Source organism: Pseudomonas sp. AC070 (assembly GCF_979258635.1).
On record NZ_OZ409871.1, the window covers coordinates 230383 to 250770 of the forward strand.

A 20388-nucleotide genomic window follows, 5' to 3' on the forward strand; every position below is an offset into this window, starting at 1 on the left:
CGAGGCGCGGCATACTACATCATGATCGGGTGAAAATCAGCGGGCATGCGTCGAACTGCGACCAGCTATGGCCTCAGCAGTCACAACGGGGGCGCGGATGTTCTCAAAAAACAGCGCTTTTGTTCTACAAAAATATTCGTTTCGTACACGATTTTGTAGTGTTACTACCTTTTTCGCCTTGTTCGACAGCCTTCGTAAGGTTTTGCCTATACTCGCGCAAGCCCTTTAGGAGCGCCGTGTATGCCCGTTCATGCAGTCCAACCCCGCGACCTTGACGACCTCGCCGCGCTGTTTGCCGGTTATCTGGAGTTTTATCAAGTGCCGCGCGCCCTGGAAGAGATTCGTGGCTTTCTTGCCGCTCGTCTGCACAAGGGTGATTCCACCGTGTTACTGGCCCGTGACGAGGCGGGCGTGGCCCAGGGTTTCGTGCAGTTGTATCCGTTTCACTCCTCACTAGCGTTGGCGCCTGCGCTGCTGCTGAGCGATTTGTTCGTGAGCCCAACGGCCCGGCGCCAAGGCATCGGTGAATTGTTGATGAACGCTGCCCGCGCCCACGCCGAGGCAACCGGCGCCTGCGGCCTGCAACTGGAAACGGCAAAAACCAATCTGGCCGGCCAGGCGTTGTACGAAAGCCTGGGTTATGTGAAAGACGAGGTGTACCTGACCTACTGGCTAAGCCTGACCTGACAGCGCTTTTTGTAGGAGCCAGCTTGCTGGCGAACCCTGTAATCACCGATTTCGAATCGCGTTCGCCGCTTTGCCAGCAAGCTGGCTTCTACAGGCTGGCGGACGCCGCGTTCATCACAGCAAGGAGTTCACCGTGAAGCATTTGGTGTTGACCGTAATTGCCGAAGACCAGCCCGGCTTGGTGGAAAAGATCGCCAGCTGCATTTCAACCCACGGCGGCAATTGGCTGGAGAGCCGCATGTCGCGCATGGCCGGGCAGTTCGCCGGCATTCTGAAAGTGAGCGTTCCCGCCGAGGCGCACCACGATCTGGTCGCCGCGTTGCAGGCCTTGGATGGCCAGGGCATTCGCGTGCTGCTGGCCGAAAGCGGCCTCGACCCGGCGCACGCGTGGAAGCCGATTCTGCTCGACCTGGTGGGCAACGACCGGCCCGGCATCGTGCGCGATATCACCCGCGTGCTTAGCGAGCTTGAAGTGAACGTGGAGAGTCTGGTTACCGATGTAGTGCCGGCGCCCATGAGCAACGAGCCGCTGTTTCATGCCGAGGCGACGTTGGCGGTTCCGCTGAGTTTGTCACTCGATGTGCTGCAGGCGCGGCTGGAAACACTGGCCGATGACCTGATGGTTGAGCTGGTGTTGCGCAGCGAGGAATAACCTCGGCTGCGCGATGCGTGTCAGGCGACGGGCAGTTTGCTGCGCTGCAAACTGCGCCAGGCGTCGACGCTGTACACGGCGAGCGCCGCCCAGATAAAGGCGAAAGCGGTCAGCGTGCTTGGGCTCAAGTGCTCGCCGAATAGCAGGGTGGCTTGCAGCAATACCAGCGTCGGCGCCACGTATTGCAGGAAGCCCAGCGCCGCATAGGGCAAGTGCCGCGCCGCTGCGTTGAAGCACAGCAGCGGCACCAGCGTTACCGGGCCGGCCGCCGCCAGCCATAGCCACTGGGTACTGGCCCAGAAGTCCGGTTGCCGGCTCAGCGCGTCCGGGCTGAGCAACAGCCAGCCGATGGCGAAGGGCACCAACAACCAGGTTTCCACCACCAGCCCCGGCAGTGCGGCAACAGGCGCCTGTTTGCGGATCAGTCCGTAGAACGCGAACGACAGCGCCAGCATCAGCGAAATCCACGGCACATGGCCGGCCAGCCATAACTGCTGCGCCACACCAATACTCGCCAGCGCCACCGCCAACCATTGCAGGCGCCGTAAACGCTCGCCCAATAGCACCATGCCCAGCAGCACGTTGATCAACGGATTGATGTAGTAGCCGAGGCTGGCATCGAGCATGTGGCCGTTGTTTACGGCCCACACATAGGTCAGCCAATTGGCGGCAATCAGCGTTCCGCTGGCGACCAGTACGCCAAATCGACGCGGGTTGCTGCGCAGCTCGCTGAACCAGCCTGGGTGTTTCCACACCTGCAACAACAGCACGCCAAACAGCGCAGACCAAAGCACGCGGTGCACGATGATTTCCAGCGCAGGCACCTGCGCGATGGCTTTGAAGTAGAGCGGGAACAGGCCCCAGATGGTGTAGGCGCAAATGCCGAGTAGATACCCGCGGCGCGGGTTGGCGCTGGTCATGGAAGTCCTTGGTGAAAAAACGCAGGGGCTCATTCTAGTCAGCCCGCAGGCATCTGTCCGACCTGGCGACTGCGGCTGTGCGAAATCGCTCGATTCGGTAAAGCCGTGGCCGGGCATTGCTCCAAGACAACAACAGCGACTGGGTGATGGCCTGCAATGGCCGGCAACTTAATCGCTGATGGAGCATGCAATGAACAGCATCAAACCTTTAGTAGTGGCCGTCGCCATGAGCCTGGCAGGCACGGTAATGGCAGGCGGGGCCGACAACTTGCAACGGGTTAAGGTCGACTTGGTGGCGCCGCCGCAGATTCATACTCACCAACAGGTCGATGCCGGCGCGCCGAAAGTGGTGCAGTTCCGAATGACCATCGAAGAGAAAAAAATGGTCATCGACAACCAGGGCACCACCTTGCAGGCGATGACCTTCAACGGCTCGATGCCCGGCCCAACCATGGTGGTGCATGAGGGCGATTACGTTGAGCTGACCCTGGTGAATCCGGCCACCAACAGCTTGGCGCATAACATCGATTTTCACGCCGCCACCGGTGCCCTTGGCGGCGCCAAGCTGACCTTCGTTTCGCCAGGCCAGGAGACCGTGCTGCGCTTCAAAGCCGACCGCAGCGGCACCTTTGTTTATCACTGCGCGCCCGAGGGCATGGTGCCGTGGCACGTGGTGTCGGGCATGAGCGGCACATTGATGGTGCTTCCGCGTGAGGGGCTGAAAGATCCAGCGGGCCACGCGCTGCACTACGACCGCGCGTACACCATTGGCGAGTTCGACCTCTATATCCCGAAAGGACCGGACGGCAAGTACAAGGAATACCCCAGCGCCATTGCCAGCTACGCCGACACCCGCGCAGTCATGCGCACCCTCACGCCCAGCCACGTGGTGTTCAACGGCCGCGTCGGCGCGCTGACCGGGGAAAACGCCATGACCGCCAAGGTCGGCGAGACCGTGTTGTTTATCCATTCCCAAGCCAACCGCGACACGCGCCCGCACCTGATTGGCGGTCACGGTGATTGGGTGTGGGAAAACGGCAAGTTCGCCAATCCCCCACAGAAAGACCAAGAGACCTGGTTTATTCGCGGCGGCTCGGCCGGCGCCGCGCTCTACACCTTCAAGCAACCTGGCATCTACGCCTACGTGAACCACAACCTGATCGAAGCCATGGAGCTGGGCGCCGCGGGCCACGTGAAGGTGGAGGGCGAGTGGAATAACGATCTTATGGAACAGGTGAAGGCGCCCGGTCCGATCACCAAAGGCCAATAAGGGAGGCGCTGTGGATCATTCTGAAACCTTGGTGCTGGGCCTGCTGATGGCGCTGGGAATCGGCGGGCCGGCACCTGAGCACGAAAACACGTGGGTGCAGGTGCCGGCTGGTGTAGCGCGTTACCAACTGCCCGCCGCCTCTGCGCTGGTCACGGAGAAAGTGAAGGCGTTCAGCATCATGCGCCATCAAGTGAGCCGTGCTGAGTACGCCGCGTGTGTTCGTGCTAGACGTTGCGCGGCGCTGGATAAACCCGGCCGCAAACGCGCGGATCAGCCGGTGGTGGGTATCAGTTGGGTTGATGCCACCGCTTACGCAAGTTGGCTATCGTCCGTGACGGGCCAAACGTACCGCCTGCCGCGCTACGGCGAGTGGCTGCTGGCGGCGGGGCAGTTGTATGTCGATGCTCCGCCTATCAAAGACGATCCTCGTAACCCGGCGCGTCGCTGGCTCGACGAATACGAACGGGACGCCCAGCGCAGCGCGCCATCGTTGAAGCTACAACGTTTCATCGAGCAGCCCGAAAGCCCCAGCGGCTTGGTGAGCATTGCCACGAATGTGTGGGAGTGGACCAACACCTGTTTTTCAAATGGAGCGGGCGGCGGAGATTTTTGCGGCATTCATATCGCGGCGGGGCGCCATCCGAGTGCGCTGTCCGATTTTATTCGCGACCCGGTCAGCGGCGCCTGCTCGGTGGGCACGCCGCCGACGTACGTCGGGCTTCGGCTGGTGCGCGAGTCGCGCTAATCAGAACAGCCGCAGCGGCTCTTCCTGAAGCGCCGAGAGCTGCTCGCGCAACACCAGAATCTGCTCGCCCCAATAACGCTCGGTGCCAAACCAGGGAAAGCTCATCGGAAACGCCGGGTCGTCCCAACGCCGCGCCAGCCAGGCGCTGTAGTGCATCAGGCGCAGGGTGCGCAGGGCTTCGATCAGTGGCAGTTGCCGTGGGTTGAAGTCGTGAAATTCCTGATAGCCATCCACCAGCTCGGCCAACTGGCCGCGGCGCTCGTGGCGGTCGCCGGCCAGCATCATCCACAAATCCTGCACCGCAGGGCCCATGCGGCAGTCGTCGAGGTCGACGATATGGAACACCTCGTCGCGGCACATCATGTTGCCGGGGTGGCAATCGCCATGCATACGAATGGATGTGTAAGGCGTGGCGGCGTAGAGGTCTTCCACGCGTTTCAATGCGTCGCGGGCGACCGACTCGTAAGCCGGCAGCAAGCTCTTGGGAATAAACCCGCCGTCCAGCAAGGTGGCCAGCGATTGGTGGCCGAAGTTCTGCACGCTCAGTTCGTCACGGTGGGCAAAGGGTTTGCTGGCGCCCACGGCATGCAGGCGGCCGAGCAGTTGGCCGAGGCGATACAGCTGATCGAGATTGCCCGGCTCCGGCGCGCGGCCACCACGGCGGGGAAACAAGGTGAAGCGAAAACCCTTGTGCTCGAACAACGTTTGGCCGTTGTGCACCAGCGGCGCCACCACTGGAACCTCGCAATCAGCCAGCTCGGCAGTGAAGGCGTGTTCTTCGAGAATCGCCGCGTCCGTCCAGCGCGCCGGGCGGTAGAACTTGGCAATCAGTGGCTGGCCTTCGTCGATTCCCACCTGGTAAACGCGGTTTTCGTAACTGTTGAGCGCCATCACACGGGCATCGCTGAGAAACCCGATGCTTTCTACGGCATCCAGAACCAGGTCGGGGGTGAGGTCAGCAAACGGGTGGCTCATGGGACGTTCCTGGCGGCGTGGGGCGCCAGTGTACGCCCAGCCGCGCGCCGAGCGTTGGCCTCAGGCTGTTTCGCCGGGTTTCGGGGTGCGTGCCAGGCAGTACACATCCACACGCCGCGCCCCGGCTTTCTTCAGCAACCGAGCCAGGCTGTTGGCGGTGGCGCCGGTGGTCAGTACGTCGTCCACCAGGGCCAGGTGTTTGCCGGCAACTTGCTCGGCGTCGGCCAGCACAAAGGCGTTGCGCAGGTTGCGTTGGCGGGCGGCGGCCTCGAGCTGCTGTTGGGCCTCCGTCTCGCGTACGCGGCGGAGCAAGCGAGCGTTCACCGGCACGTTCAGGTGCGGCGCAAGCCAGTCGGCGAGCATGCCGGCCTGGTTGAAGCCGCGCTGGCGCAGACGCTGTTTGCCCAGTGGCACCGGCAGCAATAAATCCGGGCGTGGTAAGCCGACGGCGAACGCATTTTGCAGGTGGTGTGACAAAAGCTGACCCAGCAGGCGTCCCACAGGCCACTTGCCGTGGTGCTTGAACTGCGTGATGAGCGTGTCGACAGGAAAGCCGTAACGCCAGGGCGATACAACCTGATCGAAGTGCGGTGGTTTTTTCTGGCATTCGCCGCACGTCAAACCGGGGTCAGGCAAGGGCAGGGCACACCGAGTGCAGCGGCTGTCGAGCCACGGAAGCTCAGCGGCGCAGGGTTTGCACAGCGGATGCGGGTGGCCACCCGGGCCGTCGCACAAACAGCACAATTGATCACTATTTAACCAATTGTAAACCACTTTCCAGTTGGCAGGTTGACAGCGCATTTTGCTTCCTTAACTATGCCGAACATCCATACCGCGCTTGTGGGCATTGTCTGATTCACCCGCCGCGCATGACTACAAGAAGGACTGCTGATGAGCGCCACCACTTCTCCTACCCTGCGTCACGACTGGTCCCTCGCTGAGGTTAAGGCACTTTTTCAACAGCCCTTCAACGACCTCCTGTTCCAAGCCCAAACCGTTCACCGCGCGCACTTCGACGCCAACCGCGTGCAGGTCTCGACCTTGCTGTCGATCAAAACAGGCGCCTGCCCTGAAGACTGTAAGTACTGCCCGCAATCCGGCCACTACAACACCGGCCTGGATAAGCAAAAGCTGATGGAAGTTCAGAAGGTTCTGGAGGCGGCGGCAGAAGCCAAGGCCATCGGTTCGACCCGTTTCTGCATGGGCGCTGCGTGGAAACACCCGTCAGCCAAAGACATGCCCTACGTGCTGGAAATGGTCAAAGGCGTGAAAGCCTTGGGCCTGGAAACCTGCATGACCCTGGGCAAGCTCGACAAAGAGCAGACCAGCGCCTTGGCCGAAGCGGGCCTGGATTACTACAACCACAACCTCGACACCTCGCCGGAGTTCTACGGCAACATCATCACCACCCGCACCTACGGCGAACGCCTGGAAACCCTGGCCTACGTGCGTGATGCCGGCATGAAAATCTGCTCGGGCGGCATTCTTGGCATGGGCGAGTCGCTGGACGACCGCGCCGGCCTGCTGATTCAACTGGCCAACCTGCCGGAGCACCCGGAGTCGGTGCCGATCAACATGTTGGTGAAAGTGCAGGGCACACCGCTGGCCAACGCCGACGATGTCGACCCGTTCGACTTCATTCGCATGCTGGCCGTGGCGCGCATCCTGATGCCCAAATCCCACGTGCGTTTGTCCGCTGGCCGCGAGGCGATGAACGAGCAGATGCAAGCACTGGCTTTCTTCGCCGGCGCCAACTCGATTTTCTACGGTGAGAAACTGCTGACCACCGCCAACCCGCAAGCCGACAAAGACATGCTGCTGTTCAGCCGCCTGGGCATCAAACCCGAAGCGCGCGAAGAGCACGCCGACGAAGTGCATCAGGCCGCCATCGAACAGGCATTGATCGAGCAGAAGAGCAGCGAGTTGTTCTACGACGCCGCCTCGGCCTGATCATCTGAATCCCGCCGTACTCCGTAAGAGCGAGCCTGCTCGCGAAGCGTGTGATCTTGGAAAGCTTCGCGAGCACGCTCGCTCCTACAGGGTCGCGTAAGGCAAACGTCCTATGAGCTTCGACCTCTCCGCCCGCCTGGCTGCCCGCCGCGCCGACAACCTCTATCGACACCGCCCACTGCTGGAAACCCCGCAGGGGCCGGACGTGGTCGTCGACGGCAAGCGTTTGTTGGCCTTCTGCAATAACGACTATTTGGGCTTGGCCAACCACCCCGACGTGATCGCCGCCTGGAAAGCCGGCGCCGAGCGCTGGGGCGTGGGCGGCGGCGCCTCGCATCTGGTGATCGGCCACAGCACGCCGCACCACGAGCTTGAAGAGGCGCTCGCCGACCTCACTGGCCGGCCGCGTGCGCTGCTGTTTTCCACTGGCTATATGGCCAACCTCGGCGCCGTCACGGCGTTGGTCGGGCAGGGCGATACCGTGCTGGAAGACCGCCTCAACCACGCCTCCTTGCTCGACGCCGGCCTGCTCAGCGGCGCGCGCTTTTCCCGTTATTTACACAACGACGCCGACAGCCTGTGCGTGCGCATCGCCCGCTCGGACAAAAAAGAGCCTGCCGGCAATACCCTGGTGGTTACCGATGGCGTGTTCAGCATGGACGGCGACATCGCCGACCTGCCGGTCCTGGCCGCCACCTGCAAAACCGCTGGCGCCTGGCTGATGGTCGACGACGCCCACGGCTTCGGTCCGCTGGGCGCTAACGGAGGCGGCATCGTCGAGCACTACGGCTTGAGCCTGGAAGACGTGCCCGTGCTGGTCGGCACCCTGGGCAAGGCCTTCGGCACGGCGGGCGCTTTTGTCGCCGGCAGCGAAGAGCTGATCGAAACCCTGGTGCAATTCGCAAGGCCGTACATCTACACCACCAGCCAGCCGCCCGCGCTGGCCTGCGCCACCCTGCAAAGCCTGAAATTGCTGCGCAGCGAGCATTGGCGCCGGGAGCATTTGAACAGTTTGATCAGCCAATTCCGCCGTGGCGCGCAAGCGTTGGGCCTGGAGCTGATGGACAGCTTTACGCCGATTCAGCCGATCGTGATTGGCGATGCCGGACGTGCGGTGCGTCTGTCTGAGATGCTGCGTGAACGCGGTTTGATGGTCACGGCCATTCGCCCGCCGACCGTGCCCGCTGGCAGCGCGCGACTGCGGGTGACCTTGTCGGCCGCCCACAGCGAAGCGCAGGTGCAGCAATTGTTGGATGGGTTGGCGGAGTGCTGGCCATTGTTGGGGAACCCTAATGAGTAATTCATTGGTGCTGTTGCCGGGGTGGGGCTTGGGAATCGAGCCATTGGGCATCCTGCAAATCGCCCTGGAGTGCGAGGAAAATGACCTGCAGGTTCAGCTCGAACCGTTGCCGGAAATTGATTCGAGCGTGCCGGGGCACTGGCTGGACGAACTCGATGCACGGTTGCCGGACGGTTGCTGGTTGGGTGGCTGGTCACTGGGTGGCATGCTCGCCACCGAGCTGGCAGCCCGTCGCCAACATCGCTGTGCGGGACTGATTACCATGGCGAGTAACAGCCGTTTCGTCGCCAGCGAAGACTGGCCCCACGGTATGCCGCCCGCAGACTTTGCCGATTTCATGCAGCGCTGCGAGAAGAATCCTGCCGGCACGCTGCGCCGCTTTGCGCTGCTCTGCACCAAAGGCGGAGACGAAGCGGACCACTATGCGAAATTGATCGTTAGATCTATGCCTTCCCCCGCCGTTAACAGCTTGATCAACGGCTTGCACGTACTCGCGGCACTGGATATTCGCGAGGCAATGACGACGTTCAAGGGCCCGCAGTTGCACATGTTTGGCGACAGCGACGCGTTGGTGCCAGAAGCGGCCGCCAGCGCTAGTCACCCGGAGATCCGTTTCATGGGCGGCTGCCACGCGTTCCAAATGGAGCAGGCCGGTCCGGTGGCCGAGGAAATATGCCGTTTTTGGCGGCGCCATGATGGTTGATCGGTCAGCGAGCGCCTTGCCCGACAAACGCCAGGTAGCCGCCTCCTTCTCCCGCGCAGCCGCCAGTTACGACAGCGTCGCCGAGCTGCAACGCGCCGTCGGCAATCACCTGCTGGAACAATTGCCGACAACGCTGGCGCCGGCCGACTGGCTGGATATCGGCTGCGGCACCGGCTATTTCACCCGTGCACTGGGCAAGCGGTTTGGTGCCGGGGCCGGCATGGCGCTGGATATCGCCGAGGGCATGCTGCAACACGCGCGGCCACTGGGCGGCGCGCAGCTTTTTGTTGCCGGCGATGCCGAGCACTTGCCGCTGCGCGCCGCCAGCCGCGACCTGCTGTTTTCCAGTCTGGCGGTGCAATGGTGTGGCGACTTCGCGGCGGTACTCAGTGAAGCCAAACGCGTGCTGCGCCCAGGCGGTGTGCTGGCCTTCAGCAGCCTGTGCGTTGGCACGCTGCAGGAATTGCGCGACAGCTGGCAGGCGGTGGACGGTCATGTGCACGTCAACCGGTTTCGCCAGTTCAGCGACTACCAACGGTTGTGTGCCGACAGCGGCTTGCGCGTGCGCAGCCTGAATGTGCTGCCCCACGTATTGCATTACGCCGACGTGCGCAGCCTGACCCATGAACTCAAAGCCCTCGGCGCCCACAACCTCAACCCTGGCCGGCCCGGCGGGTTGACCGGGCGGGCACGAATTCTGGCGCTGATCGAAGCGTACGAGCAGTTCCGCCAGGCGAAGGGCTTGCCGGCGACTTATCAGGTTGTGTACGCCGTGTTGGAAAAGGAAGGTTGAGATGAGCGCTGCATTTTTTATCGCCGGCACCGACACCGAAGTCGGCAAAACTACGATTGCCGCCGGGCTGCTGTGCGCCGCTCGCCGCCAGGGCTTGAGCACGGCGGCGTGCAAGCCGGTGGCGTCTGGTAGCGAGAACACTGCTGACGGCGTGCGCAATAGCGATGCGCTGGCGCTGCTCGGCCAGTGCTCGTTGCCGCTTAGCTACGACGAGGTCAACCCGCTGGCCTTCGCCCCCGCGATCGCCCCGCACTTGGCGGCGCGTGAAGCGGGTGTCGAGCTGACGGCGGAAGCGTTGCTGGCGCCGGTGCGTCATGTGCTCGACCAAGGTGCGGATTTCGCCGTGGTGGAAGGCGCGGGCGGCTGGCGCGTGCCGCTGGGCGATGGCGGCTTTTTATCCGACCTACCGATAGCGCTGGGCTTACCAGTGATTCTGGTGGTGGGCGTTCGCTTGGGCTGCATCAATCACGCCGTGTTGAGCGCCGAGGCGATTGAGCGCGACGGCCTTAAATTGGCCGGCTGGGTGGCGAATATCGTCGACCCGGAAACCTCGCGGCTCGATGAAAACCTGGCCACTTTGACCGAGCTGCTGGTCGCTCCGTGCCTGGGTCGCGTGCCGCGTTTGGCTGACGCCGCCGCCGAAAGCGTGGCAGTTCATCTGCACCTGGCGCATTTGGCGCTATAAACAGCCGCGCTCCCATAGCGTTTTGGTTGTACGTTTATTAAGCGCGATCTGCTTAAATTGGCGTCAGAAATTTCTCTTTGTCGAGGTCTGCGATGGAAATCTCGGGTAGTGCTTTCAGCTCCGGGTTAAGCACCGTGCAATCTGGCCAACGCCGGATTGATCAGGCGGCGTCCGAAATCGCGAGCAATTCCGTTACGCGCAACTCCGATGCAGCCGATACGGCTGACAACTTGGTGCAACTGAGCGTCGGTAAAACCGAAGCCCAGGCCGGCGCGAAAGTGATCGAGACCAGCGACGAGGTGCTCGGCACTTTGATCGACATTCGTGCCTGATTCCACGGCCGCCTGACCCGTCGGCGGTCGCCCCTTCGCGGGCTTGTTTCATTCGGGCGCTGAGAAAAGCCCATGCAAATCGGCAGTGCTGCGCGTTATCCGCTGTTACCGCAGGCTTCGCCCACGCTGAGCCCGTCTTCGCTTGCCGATGACAAGCCGGCTCCGCTCTCCCCCGAAACAACTTCCGCCTCCTCTCCCTCCACCACGGTGACGTTGTCCGCCGACGGCAAACGCTTGGCCGCAGCAGATGAAACCGTCAGTAATGCCGAGCAAGACGGCGCGGCAACGGGTGAGGCAACAAATCCCCAACAAGCGCAGCTCGATCGCCAGAAGATTTCAGAATTGTCGAGTCGAGACACCGACGTTCGCGCCCACGAGGCCGCCCACGCGTCCGTAGGCGGCGCGTATGCTGGCTCGCCCAGTTACACCATGCAGCGCGGGCCGGACGGCAAGGCGTACGCGATTGGCGGCGAAGTGGGTATCGACGTAAGCGCGGTGGCCAACGACCCGGCCGCCACCATCAGCAAAATGGAAGTAGTGATGCGCGCCGCCCTGGCGCCGGCAGATCCTTCCGCCCAAGACCTCCGCGTAGCGGCGCAAGCCCAGGGGCTGGCCTCGGCGGCACGCGCGGAGCTGGCGCAGCAACGTCGCAATGAGAACGTGGAACGGGCTGAAGAAAAGAACGCCGAATACGACAAAGACAGTACGGCTGACGATACGGCCAAGCCGGCCGACGCGGCGGCATCGCTTCAGGTGTATCAGAGTATTGCTTCGCCCACAGAAGCCGCGCCGCAGATAGAGGCGTTTGCCTAGAAGGCTGTAGGGCGATGCTTGACAAGGTATCAGCGTAAACGTATGTTTCAAACGCCTGTTTGATTGCTGGGCTGAATCCTAGCCGCCGGGCAATCGAGAGAGATCTCGCACGAGACCGCCAAGCCGGTCACCCATCTAGGACCCATCGTAGAGGTTACCGCTATGCCTGATTACAAGGCCCCCTTGCGTGATATTCGTTTCGTACGCGACGAGTTGCTCGGCTACGAAGCGCACTATCAAAGCCTGCCGGCTTGCGCAGATGCTACCCCGGACATGGTTGATGCCATTCTCGAGGAAGGCGCCAAGTTTTGTGAGCAAGTGCTGTCGCCACTGAACCGCGTTGGCGATCTGGAAGGCTGCACCTGGAGCGAGTCCGGCGTTAAAACCCCGACTGGCTTTAAAGAAGCCTACAAACAATACGTAGAAGGCGGCTGGCCAAGCCTGTCCCACGACGTAGAGCACGGCGGCCAAGGCCTGCCAGAGTCTCTGGGTCTGGTACTGAGCGAAATGGTTGGCAGCTCGAACTGGTCGTGGGGCATGTACCCAGGCCTGTCGCACGGTGCGATGAACACCATCTCCGAGCACGGCACGCCTGAGCAGCAGCACACCTACCTGACCAAGCTGGTTTCCGGCGAGTGGACCGGCACCATGTGCCTGACCGAGCCGCACTGCGGCACCGACCTGGGCATGCTGCGTACCAAAGCTGAACCGCAAGCGGACGGCTCGTACAAAGTGTCCGGCACCAAAATCTTCATTTCCGCTGGCGAACACGACATGGCCGACAACATCGTCCATATCGTTCTGGCCCGCCTGCCCGACGCGCCGCAAGGCACCAAAGGCATTTCGCTGTTCATCGTTCCCAAGTTCAACGTGAACGAAGACGGCAGCGTCGGCACCCGTAACGCCGTTTCCTGTGGCTCGCTTGAGCACAAGATGGGCATCCACGGTAACGCCACCTGCGTGATGAACTTCGACGGCGCCACCGGTTACCTGATCGGCCCAGCGAACAAAGGCCTGAACTGCATGTTCACCTTTATGAACACCGCTCGTTTGGGTACCGCGCTGCAAGGTCTGGCCCACGCTGAAGTTGGCTTCCAGGGTGGTCTGAAATACGCCCGTGAGCGTCTGCAAATGCGCTCGCTGACTGGCCCGAAAGCGCCGGACAAAGCCGCTGACCCGATCATCGTGCACCCGGACGTTCGCCGCATGCTGCTGACCATGAAAGCGTTCGCCGAAGGCAACCGCGCAATGGTCTATTTCACGGCTCAGCAAGTGGACATCGTCAAATACAGCCAAGACGAAGAAGCCAAGAAGAAAGCCGATTCGCTGCTGGCCTTCCTGACGCCAATCGCTAAAGCCTTCATGACTGAAGTGGGTTTCGAAGCCGCTAACCACGGCGTGCAAATCTACGGCGGCCACGGCTTTATCGCTGAGTGGGGCATGGAGCAGAACGTTCGCGACAGCCGCATTTCCATGCTGTACGAAGGCACCACCGGTATCCAGGCGCTCGACCTGCTGGGCCGTAAAGTGCTGCAAACCCAAGGCGAAGCACTCAAAGGCTTCACCAAGATCGTGCACAAGTTCGTGCAGACCAACGAAGGTAACGAGGCTGTCGCCGAGTTCACCGCTCCGCTGGCCAAGCTGAACAAAGAGTGGGGCGAGCTGACCATGAAGGTCGGTATGGCCGCGATGAAAGATCGTGAAGAAGTGGGTGCTGCTTCGGTCGACTACCTGATGTACTCCGGCTATGTCTGCCTGGCGTACTTCTGGGCCGACATGGCCCGTGTAGCCGCTGAGAAGCTGGCTGCCGGTACCGCCGAAGAAGCGTTCTACAAAGCCAAGCTGCAAACCGCGCGCTTCTACTTCCAGCGCATCCTGCCGCGCACTCGCGCGCACGTTGAAGCCATGCTGTCCGGCGCCAACAACCTGATGGACATGGCCGAAGAAGACTTCGCGCTGGGCTACTAAGTCGTAGTTCGCACCATCGGTTGAAAAAACCGCTCGCCCGAAAGGGCGGGCGGTTTTTTTATGGGCGGGTTTTGGCTATAACGGTCAGCCGCGATGCATTTTCGAACAGAACAAAAACATCCCGGCTGAAGCCGCTCCTACAGACAGATGTTTCGCTCTTAATTAGAGGAAATTGCGACAGGAACCGGTGCCGAACGCGATGGAAATAGGCAAAATGCCATCGGTTCGCCGCCACTTTCTGACGGCCCGTGGAACATCGTCGTGCATCGCCTTAAAGCCGTTCGCCTTAGCCATTTCCTCCCTTCGTTGCTGCTGTTGGTAGCAGGGATGGCGGCTGCCAGTTTGCCGGTGCTGAACGAGTTCTTTACCTCGCTGTTCAACGTGTTGCCCACGCTGCTGCTGATCCTCGGCGGCGCGTTTTGCCTGATTTATTCCCGCCAGCGCGAGCTGTTTTTGTTGATAGTGGTCTACGGCGCCTACTTTCTGCTCGACACCCAAGCCGATTTTTTCCGCGCCACCGGCAAGGCGCGGCCTGAAACGGCGCTGGTGTTTCACCTGTGCAGCCTGTTGCTGCCGCTGCTCTACGGCATTTACGCGGCCTGGCTGGAACGCACCCACTTAGTCCGCGATCTGGTGGCACGTTCCGCCGTGCTGCTGGCGGTCGGCGCCGTGGTGCTCGGCCTGGCGCAGCGCTATCCGCAGGGCATGCTTGAATGGTTGGCGCAGATCCGCTGGCCGTCGCTGCACGCTGAATGGATGAGCCTGGTGCAACTGGCGTATCCGCTGTTTGTCTTGGCGTTTATCGGGCTGATCGTTCAGTACATCTATAAGCCGCGTCCGCTGCACGCCGCGCAGCTCGTTGGCCTGGTCGGCCTGTGCTGGATGCTGCCGAAAACCTTCCTGCTGCCCCACGGCCTGAACGTGATGAGCAGCGAAGTCATGCTGATTCTGGCCGTGGCGGTGGCACACGAGGCTTACCAAATGGCCTTTCGCGACGAGCTCACCGGCTTGCCGGGCCGTCGCGCGCTCAACGAACGCTTGCCGCGTTTGGGCCGCAATTACGTGATTGCCATGGCCGACGTCGATCACTTCAAGAAATTCAACGACACCCACGGCCATGATGTCGGCGACCAGGTGCTGCGTGTAGTCGCCAGCCAGCTGCGAAAAATCGGTGGCGGCGGCAAGGCGTATCGCTACGGCGGTGAGGAATTCACCTTGGTGTTTTCCGGCAAGACGCTCGACGAATGCAAACCGCATCTCGAAGAAGTGCGCCAGGCCGTTGAGCGCTATGTGATTCAGCTGCGCGACAAAGGCAGCCGTCCGCAAAACGACAGCAAAGGCAAACAACGACGCGGCGCGGCGGCGGCCACCAGTGTGTCGGTGACGGTGAGCATTGGTGTGGCGGAAAAAGAGAGCGAGCAGCGCACGCCTGAAGAAGTGATCAAAGCCGCCGACCGTGCGCTGTACGCGGCCAAGGCGGCGGGGCGCAACTGCGTGATCCAGCACGGCCAAAACCGTCGCGGCGCAGTGCGAGTGGCCACGCCGACGTCATAGGCGAGCCTGCTTATAGGCGCGCATTCAGCGCGCGCAACGTCATTGTCCCGGGCAACGGGCCGGCAGTAGCGTGTCGGTCTCGATGACGCGCTCGCGTCCCTGCCTAGGAGAACGTCCATGCCCGAATACAAGGCTCCCCTGCGCGATATGCGCTTTCTGGTCGACGAAGTGTTCGACTTCCACGCTGGCTACGCGGCCATGGGCGCCACCGACGCTTCGCCGGACATGGTCAACGCCATTCTTGAAGAAGGGGCAAAGTTCTGCGAGCAGGTGATCGCGCCGCTGAACCGCTCCGGCGATGAAGAAGAATGCACATTCGACAACGGCGTCGTAACCACGCCCACCGGCTTCAAAGAAGCCTTCCAGCAATTCGCTGAAGGCGGCTGGATGAGCCTGTCGGCCGACCCAACTTACGGCGGCCAAGGCCTGCCGCACTCGCTGGGCTTGCTGTTCAGCGAAATGATCGGCTCCAGCAACTACGCCTGGGGCATGTACCCCGGCCTGACCCAAGGCGCCATGGCGGCCATTCACGCCCACGGCACCGAAGAGCAGAAACAGACCTACCTCACGCAGATGACCGAGGCCAATTGGACCGGCACCATGTGCCTGACCGAAGCGCACTGCGGCACCGACCTGGGCCTGATCAAAACCCGCGCCGTGCCACAAGCCGACGGCAGCTACTCGCTGACCGGCAGCAAAATTTTCATCTCCTCGGGCGAGCACGACCTCAGCGAGAACATCGTGCACCTGGTGCTGGCCAAGCTGCCGGACGCACCGGCAGGCACCAAAGGCATCTCGCTGTTTATCGTGCCGAAATTTCTGCCGGCGGCTGACGGCAAAGCCGGCGAGCGCAACGCGGTTTCCTGCGGCTCTATCGAACACAAAATGGGCATCAAAGGTTCGGCCACCTGCGTTATCAACTTCGACAACGCCAAGGGCTACCTCATCGGTGAGATGAACAAGGGCCTGAACTGCATGTTCACCATGATGAACCATGCGCGTTTGGGCACCGGCATGCAGGGCCTCTGCCTGGGTGAGACCAGCTACCAGGGCGCACTGAAGTACGCCACCGAGCGTCTGCAAATGCGCTCGCTTACCGGCGCCAAGGCCCCGGAGAAATCCGCCGACCCGATCATCGTTCACCCCGACGTGCGCCGCATGTTGCTGACCATGAAGGCCTTCAACGAAGGCAACCGCGCGCTCGCTTACTTCTGCGCCCAGCTGCTTGACCAGTTGCACGCCGAGACAGAAGAACAACGTCAGCAAGCCGAAGATTTGCTGGCCTTCCTCACGCCCATCTGCAAAGCCTTCATGACCGAAACCGGTTTGGAGGTGACCAACCACGGGATGCAGGTGTTTGGCGGCCACGGCTTTATTCGCGAATGGGGCATGGAGCAGCTGGTGCGCGACTGCCGCATTGCCCTGCTGTACGAAGGCACCAACGGCATTCAGGCCCTCGACCTGCTCGGCCGTAAAGTGCTCGGCAGCCAAGGCAAGCTGCTGCGCGGCTTTACCAAGTTGGTGCACAAATTCTGCGAAGCCAATGCCAGCCATCCGCAGTTGCAAGCAGCGTTCAACCAACTGGCCACGCTGAATAAAGAGTGGGGCGAGCTGACCACTAAAGTGGGCATGGCCGCGATGAAAAACCCGGACGAAGTCGGCGCCGCCGCGACCGACTATCTGATGTATTCCGGCTACGTGGTGCTGGCCTACTTCTGGCTGCGCATGGCCGTTGTGGCGCAAGAGAAAATCGACGCCGGCAGCGGTGATGCAGAGTTCTACAAAGCCAAGCTGGCGACGGCTGACTTCTACTTCAAACGCTTGCTGCCCCGCACCCTGGTGCACCGCGCGGGCGTGGAAGCAGGCAGCGAAAGCCTGATGCAACTGAGCGCCGAGCAGTTCGCCGGCTAAGCGCCTAGGCTGGAAGGGAGCCCGCCTTATGGCGGGCTTTTTTGTGGCTGAACGCAAGCGAGCTCCCCTCGCCCGCTTGCGGGAGAGGGGCTGGGGGAGAGGGCTGGGCGAGACGAAATCTTCGATTGAAAAGCCCCTCTCCCTAACCCTCTCCCGCAAGCGGGAGAGGGGATTCAATACGTGTGTATGGCCTGATTGGGGTGTGACTTATTGGTCTCACCATGACCCTATGTGTCTGAAAAGTTGTTCGGGTAAACTCCGAGGCCTGCGTCATACCGGCCTTTAGGCCGCATCGTTGGATCGTTCGAGGATCACTACCATGGCCGACTACAAAGCTCCCCTGCGCGATATGCGTTTCGTCCTCAATGAAGTGTTTGAGGTCTCCAAACTCTGGCAACAACTGCCTGCGCTGGCGGAAGTCGTCGATGCAGGCACGGCCGAGGCGATCCTCGAAGAAGCCGGCAAAGTCACTGCAAAAACCATCGCCCCGCTCAACCGTAGCGGCGACGAAGAAGGCTGCAGCTGGAACAACACCGTGGTCACCACCCCGGCGGGTTTCCCTGAGGCCTACAAAATTTACGGCGAAGGCGGCTGGGTTGGCGTAGGCGGTGACCCGGCCTACGGCGGCATGGGCATGCCCAAGGTGCTTGGCGCACAGGTTGAGGAAATGCTTAACGCCGCCAACCTGTCGTTCGGCCTGTACCCAATGCTGACTGCCGGCGCTTGCCTGTCGATCAACGCCCACGCCAGTGCCGAGCTGAAAGAAACCTACCTGCCGAACATGTATTCCGGCGTTTGGGCCGGCTCCATGTGCCTGACCGAGCCGCATTCGGGCACCGACCTGGGCATCATCCGCACCAAGGCCGAGCCGCAGGCTGACGGTTCGTTCAAAGTCACCGGCACGAAGATTTTCATCACCGGCGGCGAGCACGACCTCACCGAAAACATCATCCACCTGGTGCTGGCAAAACTGCCGGACGCGCCAGCGGGCTCCAAAGGCATCTCGCTGTTCCTGGTGCCCAAGTTCATGGTCAATGCCGACGGCAGCCTGGGCGAGCGCAACACCCTGTCGTGCGGTTCCATCGAACACAAGATGGGCATTCAAGGTTCCGCCACCTGCGTGATGAACTTCGACGGCGCCACCGGCTACATCATCGACGGCCCGAACAAAGGCCTGGCGGCCATGTTCACCATGATGAACTACGAGCGTCTGGGCGTTGGTATTCAAGGCCTGGCAGCGGGTGAGCGTTCGTACCAGAGCGCCATCGAATACGCCCGCGACCGTCTGCAAAGCCGCGCGCCGACCGGCCCGGTTGCCAAAGACAAAGTGGCCGACCCGATCATCGTGCACCCCGACGTGCGCCGCATGCTGCTGACCATGAAGGCCAGCAACGAAGGTGGCCGCGCGTTCTCCACCTACGTGGCCATGCAGCTCGACACCGCCAAGTTCAGCGAAGACCCGACCACGCGCAAACGCGCCGAAGAGTTGGTAGCCCTGCTGACGCCAATCGCCAAAGCGTTCCTCACTGACCTCGGTTTGGAAACCACCGTGCACGGTCAGCAGATTTTCGGCGGCCACGGCTTTATTCGTGAGTGGGGCCAAGAGCAGCTGGTACGCGACGTGCGCATCACGCAAATCTACGAAGGCACCAACGGCATTCAGGCGCTCGACCTGGTGGGCCGCAAAATCGTCGGCAGCGGCGGCACGTTCTACAAGCACTTCGCCGACGAAGTGAAAGCCTTCATCGGCAGCGCCAACGGCGAGATGGCCGAGTTTGTTGAACCGCTGAAAGCGGCCATCGCCAACCTCGACGACCTCACCGCGTGGCTGCTCGACAGCGCCAAGTCGAACCCGAACGAAATCGGCGCGGCGTCGGTGGAATACCTGCACGTGTTTGGCTACACCGCTTACGCCTACATGTGGGCGTTGATGGCGCGCGCGTCGCTGGGCAAAGAAGGCCAGGATGAGTTCTACGCCAGCAAGCTGGGCACCGCACGCTTCTACTTCGCCCGTCTGCTGCCGCGTATTCACTCGCTGACAGCGTCGGTAAAAGCCGGTAGCGAATCGCTGTACCTGCTGGACGCTGCGCAGTTCTGATGGCTGTTTCGCGTTAACAAAAAGCCCCGCCGATGCGGGGCTTTTTTATCGTAGCCAAATCGCTTTTGTAGGAGAGGCTTTAGCCTCGATGGGGCTTGGCAGGTCCACAAGCATCGCGGCAGATCGAAATGCCGCCCACCTGCGCCACAGGGTTGGATTACTCCTGAGTAAGCTGCTCTGCCGCCGCCGGCGCGTCGATAAACCGGTTGCGCGTGCCTTGCAGCGCTTCAATCTGATCGTTGCGCGCTTTTTCCTCGGCGTCTGGCGGATCGAGCTGACTCCATCGCTTGTACATTTGCAGTTGCCCCACCACCGGTAGGCCGTACTCGCTGCGCATGTAAAAGATCGCCCGGGCGACGTTGCCTTTGGCCGAATCCGGCGGCTCGATCAGTTGGAAGCTGGCTTTGAGCTGGCAGCCGATATCGCTGAATTTGCTCGACACGTCATCGCCCAATTCGCCGAACTGCGCGTTGCGGCGTGCCAGTTCGACCAGGGTCAGGGCGGGGTACATGTTGTGCAGGTCGCTCAACATATAAGGGTATTGCGGGTTGGCTTCGGTGCACTGGCTGTCGGTGACGCAGCGCAACGCCGATTTTATTTGCTTGGCCGTGTAGACCAGGCTCGCGGCCACCTGCCCGCGTTCGCTCACAAACGGCTTGGCGCAATAGAGCGTGGTACCGCCTTTGGGGTAGAGCTGCTTCCAGAAGAATTGGTCGACGGCGAGCTTGGGGTCAGCCAGCTGGTTTTGTCCGCCGGCTGAGGCGCCGCCACTCATGCAAACCGATAAACCAGCCAGGGCAACTGCTACTGCGCGCATGAGACATGCACCCCAAAGTACTGCATGGACGGCGGCGTGGTTTTTAGATTTTGTAGGACAATGCGAGTCTAACAAGAGCCCGTTCGCAAAATAAAGCAGACCTAAGGCATGGTTTAAACCTTTGTAAGCCAAAGCTTACAAAGCGTGCTGCTTATCGCCGCTACCGCAGGTAATAACGCCTCGTTATTCTGTTGCACATGGACGTTGTGCACGGA

At 61.5% G+C, this 20388-nt stretch carries 19 protein-coding genes; 15 read left to right on the top strand and 4 right to left on the bottom strand.

Annotated features, from left to right (window positions below; translation table 11 throughout):
• Window positions 1-240: 240 nt before the first annotated feature.
• Window positions 241-687, top strand: coding sequence for an N-acetyltransferase family protein (locus ACZZ0Q_RS01020; RefSeq protein ID WP_463540397.1), 447 nt, complete (start codon window positions 241-243; stop codon window positions 685-687).
• A 133-nt stretch (window positions 688-820) separates the two neighbouring features.
• The gene (locus ACZZ0Q_RS01025; protein WP_122492029.1) at window positions 821-1339 is read left to right on the top strand and encodes an ACT domain-containing protein; all 519 of its coding nucleotides are present in this window, start codon (window positions 821-823) and stop codon (window positions 1337-1339) included.
• A 20-nt stretch (window positions 1340-1359) separates the two neighbouring features.
• Here the strand turns inward: ACZZ0Q_RS01025 and rarD are convergent, their stop codons facing one another.
• On the bottom strand, window positions 1360-2259 hold the full coding sequence (gene rarD / locus ACZZ0Q_RS01030) for an EamA family transporter RarD (RefSeq protein WP_463540396.1): 900 nt from the start codon (window positions 2257-2259) through the stop codon (window positions 1360-1362).
• A 190-nt stretch (window positions 2260-2449) separates the two neighbouring features.
• On the opposite strand from rarD, the gene nirK reads away from it, so the two are divergent.
• Together nirK and ACZZ0Q_RS01040 are read left to right on the top strand one after the other, a co-directional pair.
• Window positions 2450-3529 carry a copper-containing nitrite reductase gene (nirK, locus tag ACZZ0Q_RS01035; RefSeq protein ID WP_463540395.1) on the top strand — a complete coding sequence of 360 codons (1080 nt, stop codon included), beginning with the start codon at window positions 2450-2452 and terminating at the stop codon, window positions 3527-3529.
• A 10-nt stretch (window positions 3530-3539) separates the two neighbouring features.
• Window positions 3540-4274, top strand: coding sequence for an SUMF1/EgtB/PvdO family nonheme iron enzyme (locus tag ACZZ0Q_RS01040; RefSeq protein ID WP_463540394.1), 735 nt, complete (start codon window positions 3540-3542; stop codon window positions 4272-4274).
• Here ACZZ0Q_RS01040 and ACZZ0Q_RS01045 read toward each other — a convergent pair whose 3' ends face one another.
• Complete coding sequence (locus ACZZ0Q_RS01045) at window positions 4275-5249, bottom strand: serine/threonine protein kinase (protein WP_463540393.1); 975 nt, start codon at window positions 5247-5249, stop codon at window positions 4275-4277. It abuts the gene before it with no gap.
• A gap of 60 nt (window positions 5250-5309) precedes the next feature.
• A complete protein-coding gene (locus ACZZ0Q_RS01050) occupies window positions 5310-6050 on the bottom strand; it encodes a phosphoribosyltransferase family protein (protein WP_463540392.1) in 741 nt (246 codons plus the stop codon).
• Window positions 6051-6140: 90 nt separating this feature from the next.
• Between ACZZ0Q_RS01050 and bioB the strand changes: the two genes are divergently transcribed.
• The 11 genes from bioB (at window position 6141) to ACZZ0Q_RS01105 (ending at window position 19356) form a co-directional block, all read left to right on the top strand.
• Window positions 6141-7199, top strand: a complete 1059-nt coding sequence (gene bioB / locus ACZZ0Q_RS01055; protein WP_463540391.1) for a biotin synthase BioB — start codon at window positions 6141-6143, stop codon at window positions 7197-7199.
• A 112-nt stretch (window positions 7200-7311) separates the two neighbouring features.
• Window positions 7312-8499 carry an 8-amino-7-oxononanoate synthase gene (gene bioF, locus ACZZ0Q_RS01060; protein WP_463560208.1) on the top strand — a complete coding sequence of 396 codons (1188 nt, stop codon included), beginning with the start codon at window positions 7312-7314 and terminating at the stop codon, window positions 8497-8499.
• The gene (locus ACZZ0Q_RS01065) at window positions 8492-9202 is read left to right on the top strand and encodes an alpha/beta fold hydrolase (RefSeq protein WP_463560210.1); all 711 of its coding nucleotides are present in this window, start codon (window positions 8492-8494) and stop codon (window positions 9200-9202) included. Before bioF ends, ACZZ0Q_RS01065 begins: the two co-directional genes overlap by 8 nt.
• A complete protein-coding gene (gene bioC, locus ACZZ0Q_RS01070; protein ID WP_463540388.1) occupies window positions 9192-9995 on the top strand; it encodes a malonyl-ACP O-methyltransferase BioC in 804 nt (267 codons plus the stop codon). The genes ACZZ0Q_RS01065 and bioC overlap by 11 nt, the downstream gene beginning before the upstream one ends.
• A gap of 1 nt (window position 9996) precedes the next feature.
• Window positions 9997-10680, top strand: coding sequence for a dethiobiotin synthase (gene bioD / locus ACZZ0Q_RS01075; RefSeq protein ID WP_463540387.1), 684 nt, complete (start codon window positions 9997-9999; stop codon window positions 10678-10680).
• Between the two features lie 92 nt (window positions 10681-10772).
• Window positions 10773-11012: a hypothetical protein gene (locus tag ACZZ0Q_RS01080; protein ID WP_122492018.1), complete on the top strand. Its 240-nt coding sequence runs from the start codon at window positions 10773-10775 to the stop codon at window positions 11010-11012.
• Window positions 11013-11084: 72 nt separating this feature from the next.
• A complete protein-coding gene (locus ACZZ0Q_RS01085) occupies window positions 11085-11825 on the top strand; it encodes a putative metalloprotease CJM1_0395 family protein (RefSeq protein WP_463560212.1) in 741 nt (246 codons plus the stop codon).
• 162 nt (window positions 11826-11987) lie between these two features.
• Complete coding sequence (locus tag ACZZ0Q_RS01090) at window positions 11988-13793, top strand: phenylacyl-CoA dehydrogenase (protein WP_122492016.1); 1806 nt, start codon at window positions 11988-11990, stop codon at window positions 13791-13793.
• 261 nt (window positions 13794-14054) lie between these two features.
• The gene (locus tag ACZZ0Q_RS01095; RefSeq protein ID WP_463540385.1) at window positions 14055-15347 is read left to right on the top strand and encodes a GGDEF domain-containing protein; all 1293 of its coding nucleotides are present in this window, start codon (window positions 14055-14057) and stop codon (window positions 15345-15347) included.
• Between the two features lie 117 nt (window positions 15348-15464).
• Window positions 15465-17258 carry an acyl-CoA dehydrogenase C-terminal domain-containing protein gene (locus ACZZ0Q_RS01100; protein WP_463540384.1) on the top strand — a complete coding sequence of 598 codons (1794 nt, stop codon included), beginning with the start codon at window positions 15465-15467 and terminating at the stop codon, window positions 17256-17258.
• Between the two features lie 319 nt (window positions 17259-17577).
• Window positions 17578-19356 carry an acyl-CoA dehydrogenase C-terminal domain-containing protein gene (locus ACZZ0Q_RS01105; protein WP_463540383.1) on the top strand — a complete coding sequence of 593 codons (1779 nt, stop codon included), beginning with the start codon at window positions 17578-17580 and terminating at the stop codon, window positions 19354-19356.
• Window positions 19357-19513: 157 nt separating this feature from the next.
• Here the strand turns inward: ACZZ0Q_RS01105 and ACZZ0Q_RS01110 are convergent, their stop codons facing one another.
• Window positions 19514-20173: an endonuclease gene (locus tag ACZZ0Q_RS01110; protein WP_463540382.1), complete on the bottom strand. Its 660-nt coding sequence runs from the start codon at window positions 20171-20173 to the stop codon at window positions 19514-19516.
• Window positions 20174-20388 lie beyond the last annotated feature (215 nt).

What these genes read in the sequence shown, in the direction of transcription:
- ACZZ0Q_RS01020 (WP_463540397.1), top strand. Translation starts at nt 241, where the DNA reads ATGCCCGTTCATGCAGTCCAACCCCGCGACCTTGACGACCTCGCCGCG.
- rarD (WP_463540396.1), bottom strand. Translation starts at nt 2,259, where the DNA reads ATGACCAGCGCCAACCCGCGCCGCGGGTATCTACTCGGCATTTGCGCC.
- nirK (WP_463540395.1), top strand. Translation starts at nt 2,450, where the DNA reads ATGAACAGCATCAAACCTTTAGTAGTGGCCGTCGCCATGAGCCTGGCA.
- ACZZ0Q_RS01045 (WP_463540393.1), bottom strand. Translation starts at nt 5,249, where the DNA reads ATGAGCCACCCGTTTGCTGACCTCACCCCCGACCTGGTTCTGGATGCC.
- ACZZ0Q_RS01050 (WP_463540392.1), bottom strand. Translation starts at nt 6,050, where the DNA reads ATGCGCTGTCAACCTGCCAACTGGAAAGTGGTTTACAATTGGTTAAAT.
- bioB (WP_463540391.1), top strand. Translation starts at nt 6,141, where the DNA reads ATGAGCGCCACCACTTCTCCTACCCTGCGTCACGACTGGTCCCTCGCT.
- bioF (WP_463560208.1), top strand. Translation starts at nt 7,312, where the DNA reads ATGAGCTTCGACCTCTCCGCCCGCCTGGCTGCCCGCCGCGCCGACAAC.
- ACZZ0Q_RS01065 (WP_463560210.1), top strand. Translation starts at nt 8,492, where the DNA reads ATGAGTAATTCATTGGTGCTGTTGCCGGGGTGGGGCTTGGGAATCGAG.
- bioC (WP_463540388.1), top strand. Translation starts at nt 9,192, where the DNA reads ATGATGGTTGATCGGTCAGCGAGCGCCTTGCCCGACAAACGCCAGGTA.
- bioD (WP_463540387.1), top strand. Translation starts at nt 9,997, where the DNA reads ATGAGCGCTGCATTTTTTATCGCCGGCACCGACACCGAAGTCGGCAAA.
- ACZZ0Q_RS01080 (WP_122492018.1), top strand. Translation starts at nt 10,773, where the DNA reads ATGGAAATCTCGGGTAGTGCTTTCAGCTCCGGGTTAAGCACCGTGCAA.
- ACZZ0Q_RS01085 (WP_463560212.1), top strand. Translation starts at nt 11,085, where the DNA reads ATGCAAATCGGCAGTGCTGCGCGTTATCCGCTGTTACCGCAGGCTTCG.
- ACZZ0Q_RS01090 (WP_122492016.1), top strand. Translation starts at nt 11,988, where the DNA reads ATGCCTGATTACAAGGCCCCCTTGCGTGATATTCGTTTCGTACGCGAC.
- ACZZ0Q_RS01100 (WP_463540384.1), top strand. Translation starts at nt 15,465, where the DNA reads ATGCCCGAATACAAGGCTCCCCTGCGCGATATGCGCTTTCTGGTCGAC.
- ACZZ0Q_RS01105 (WP_463540383.1), top strand. Translation starts at nt 17,578, where the DNA reads ATGGCCGACTACAAAGCTCCCCTGCGCGATATGCGTTTCGTCCTCAAT.
- ACZZ0Q_RS01110 (WP_463540382.1), bottom strand. Translation starts at nt 20,173, where the DNA reads ATGCGCGCAGTAGCAGTTGCCCTGGCTGGTTTATCGGTTTGCATGAGT.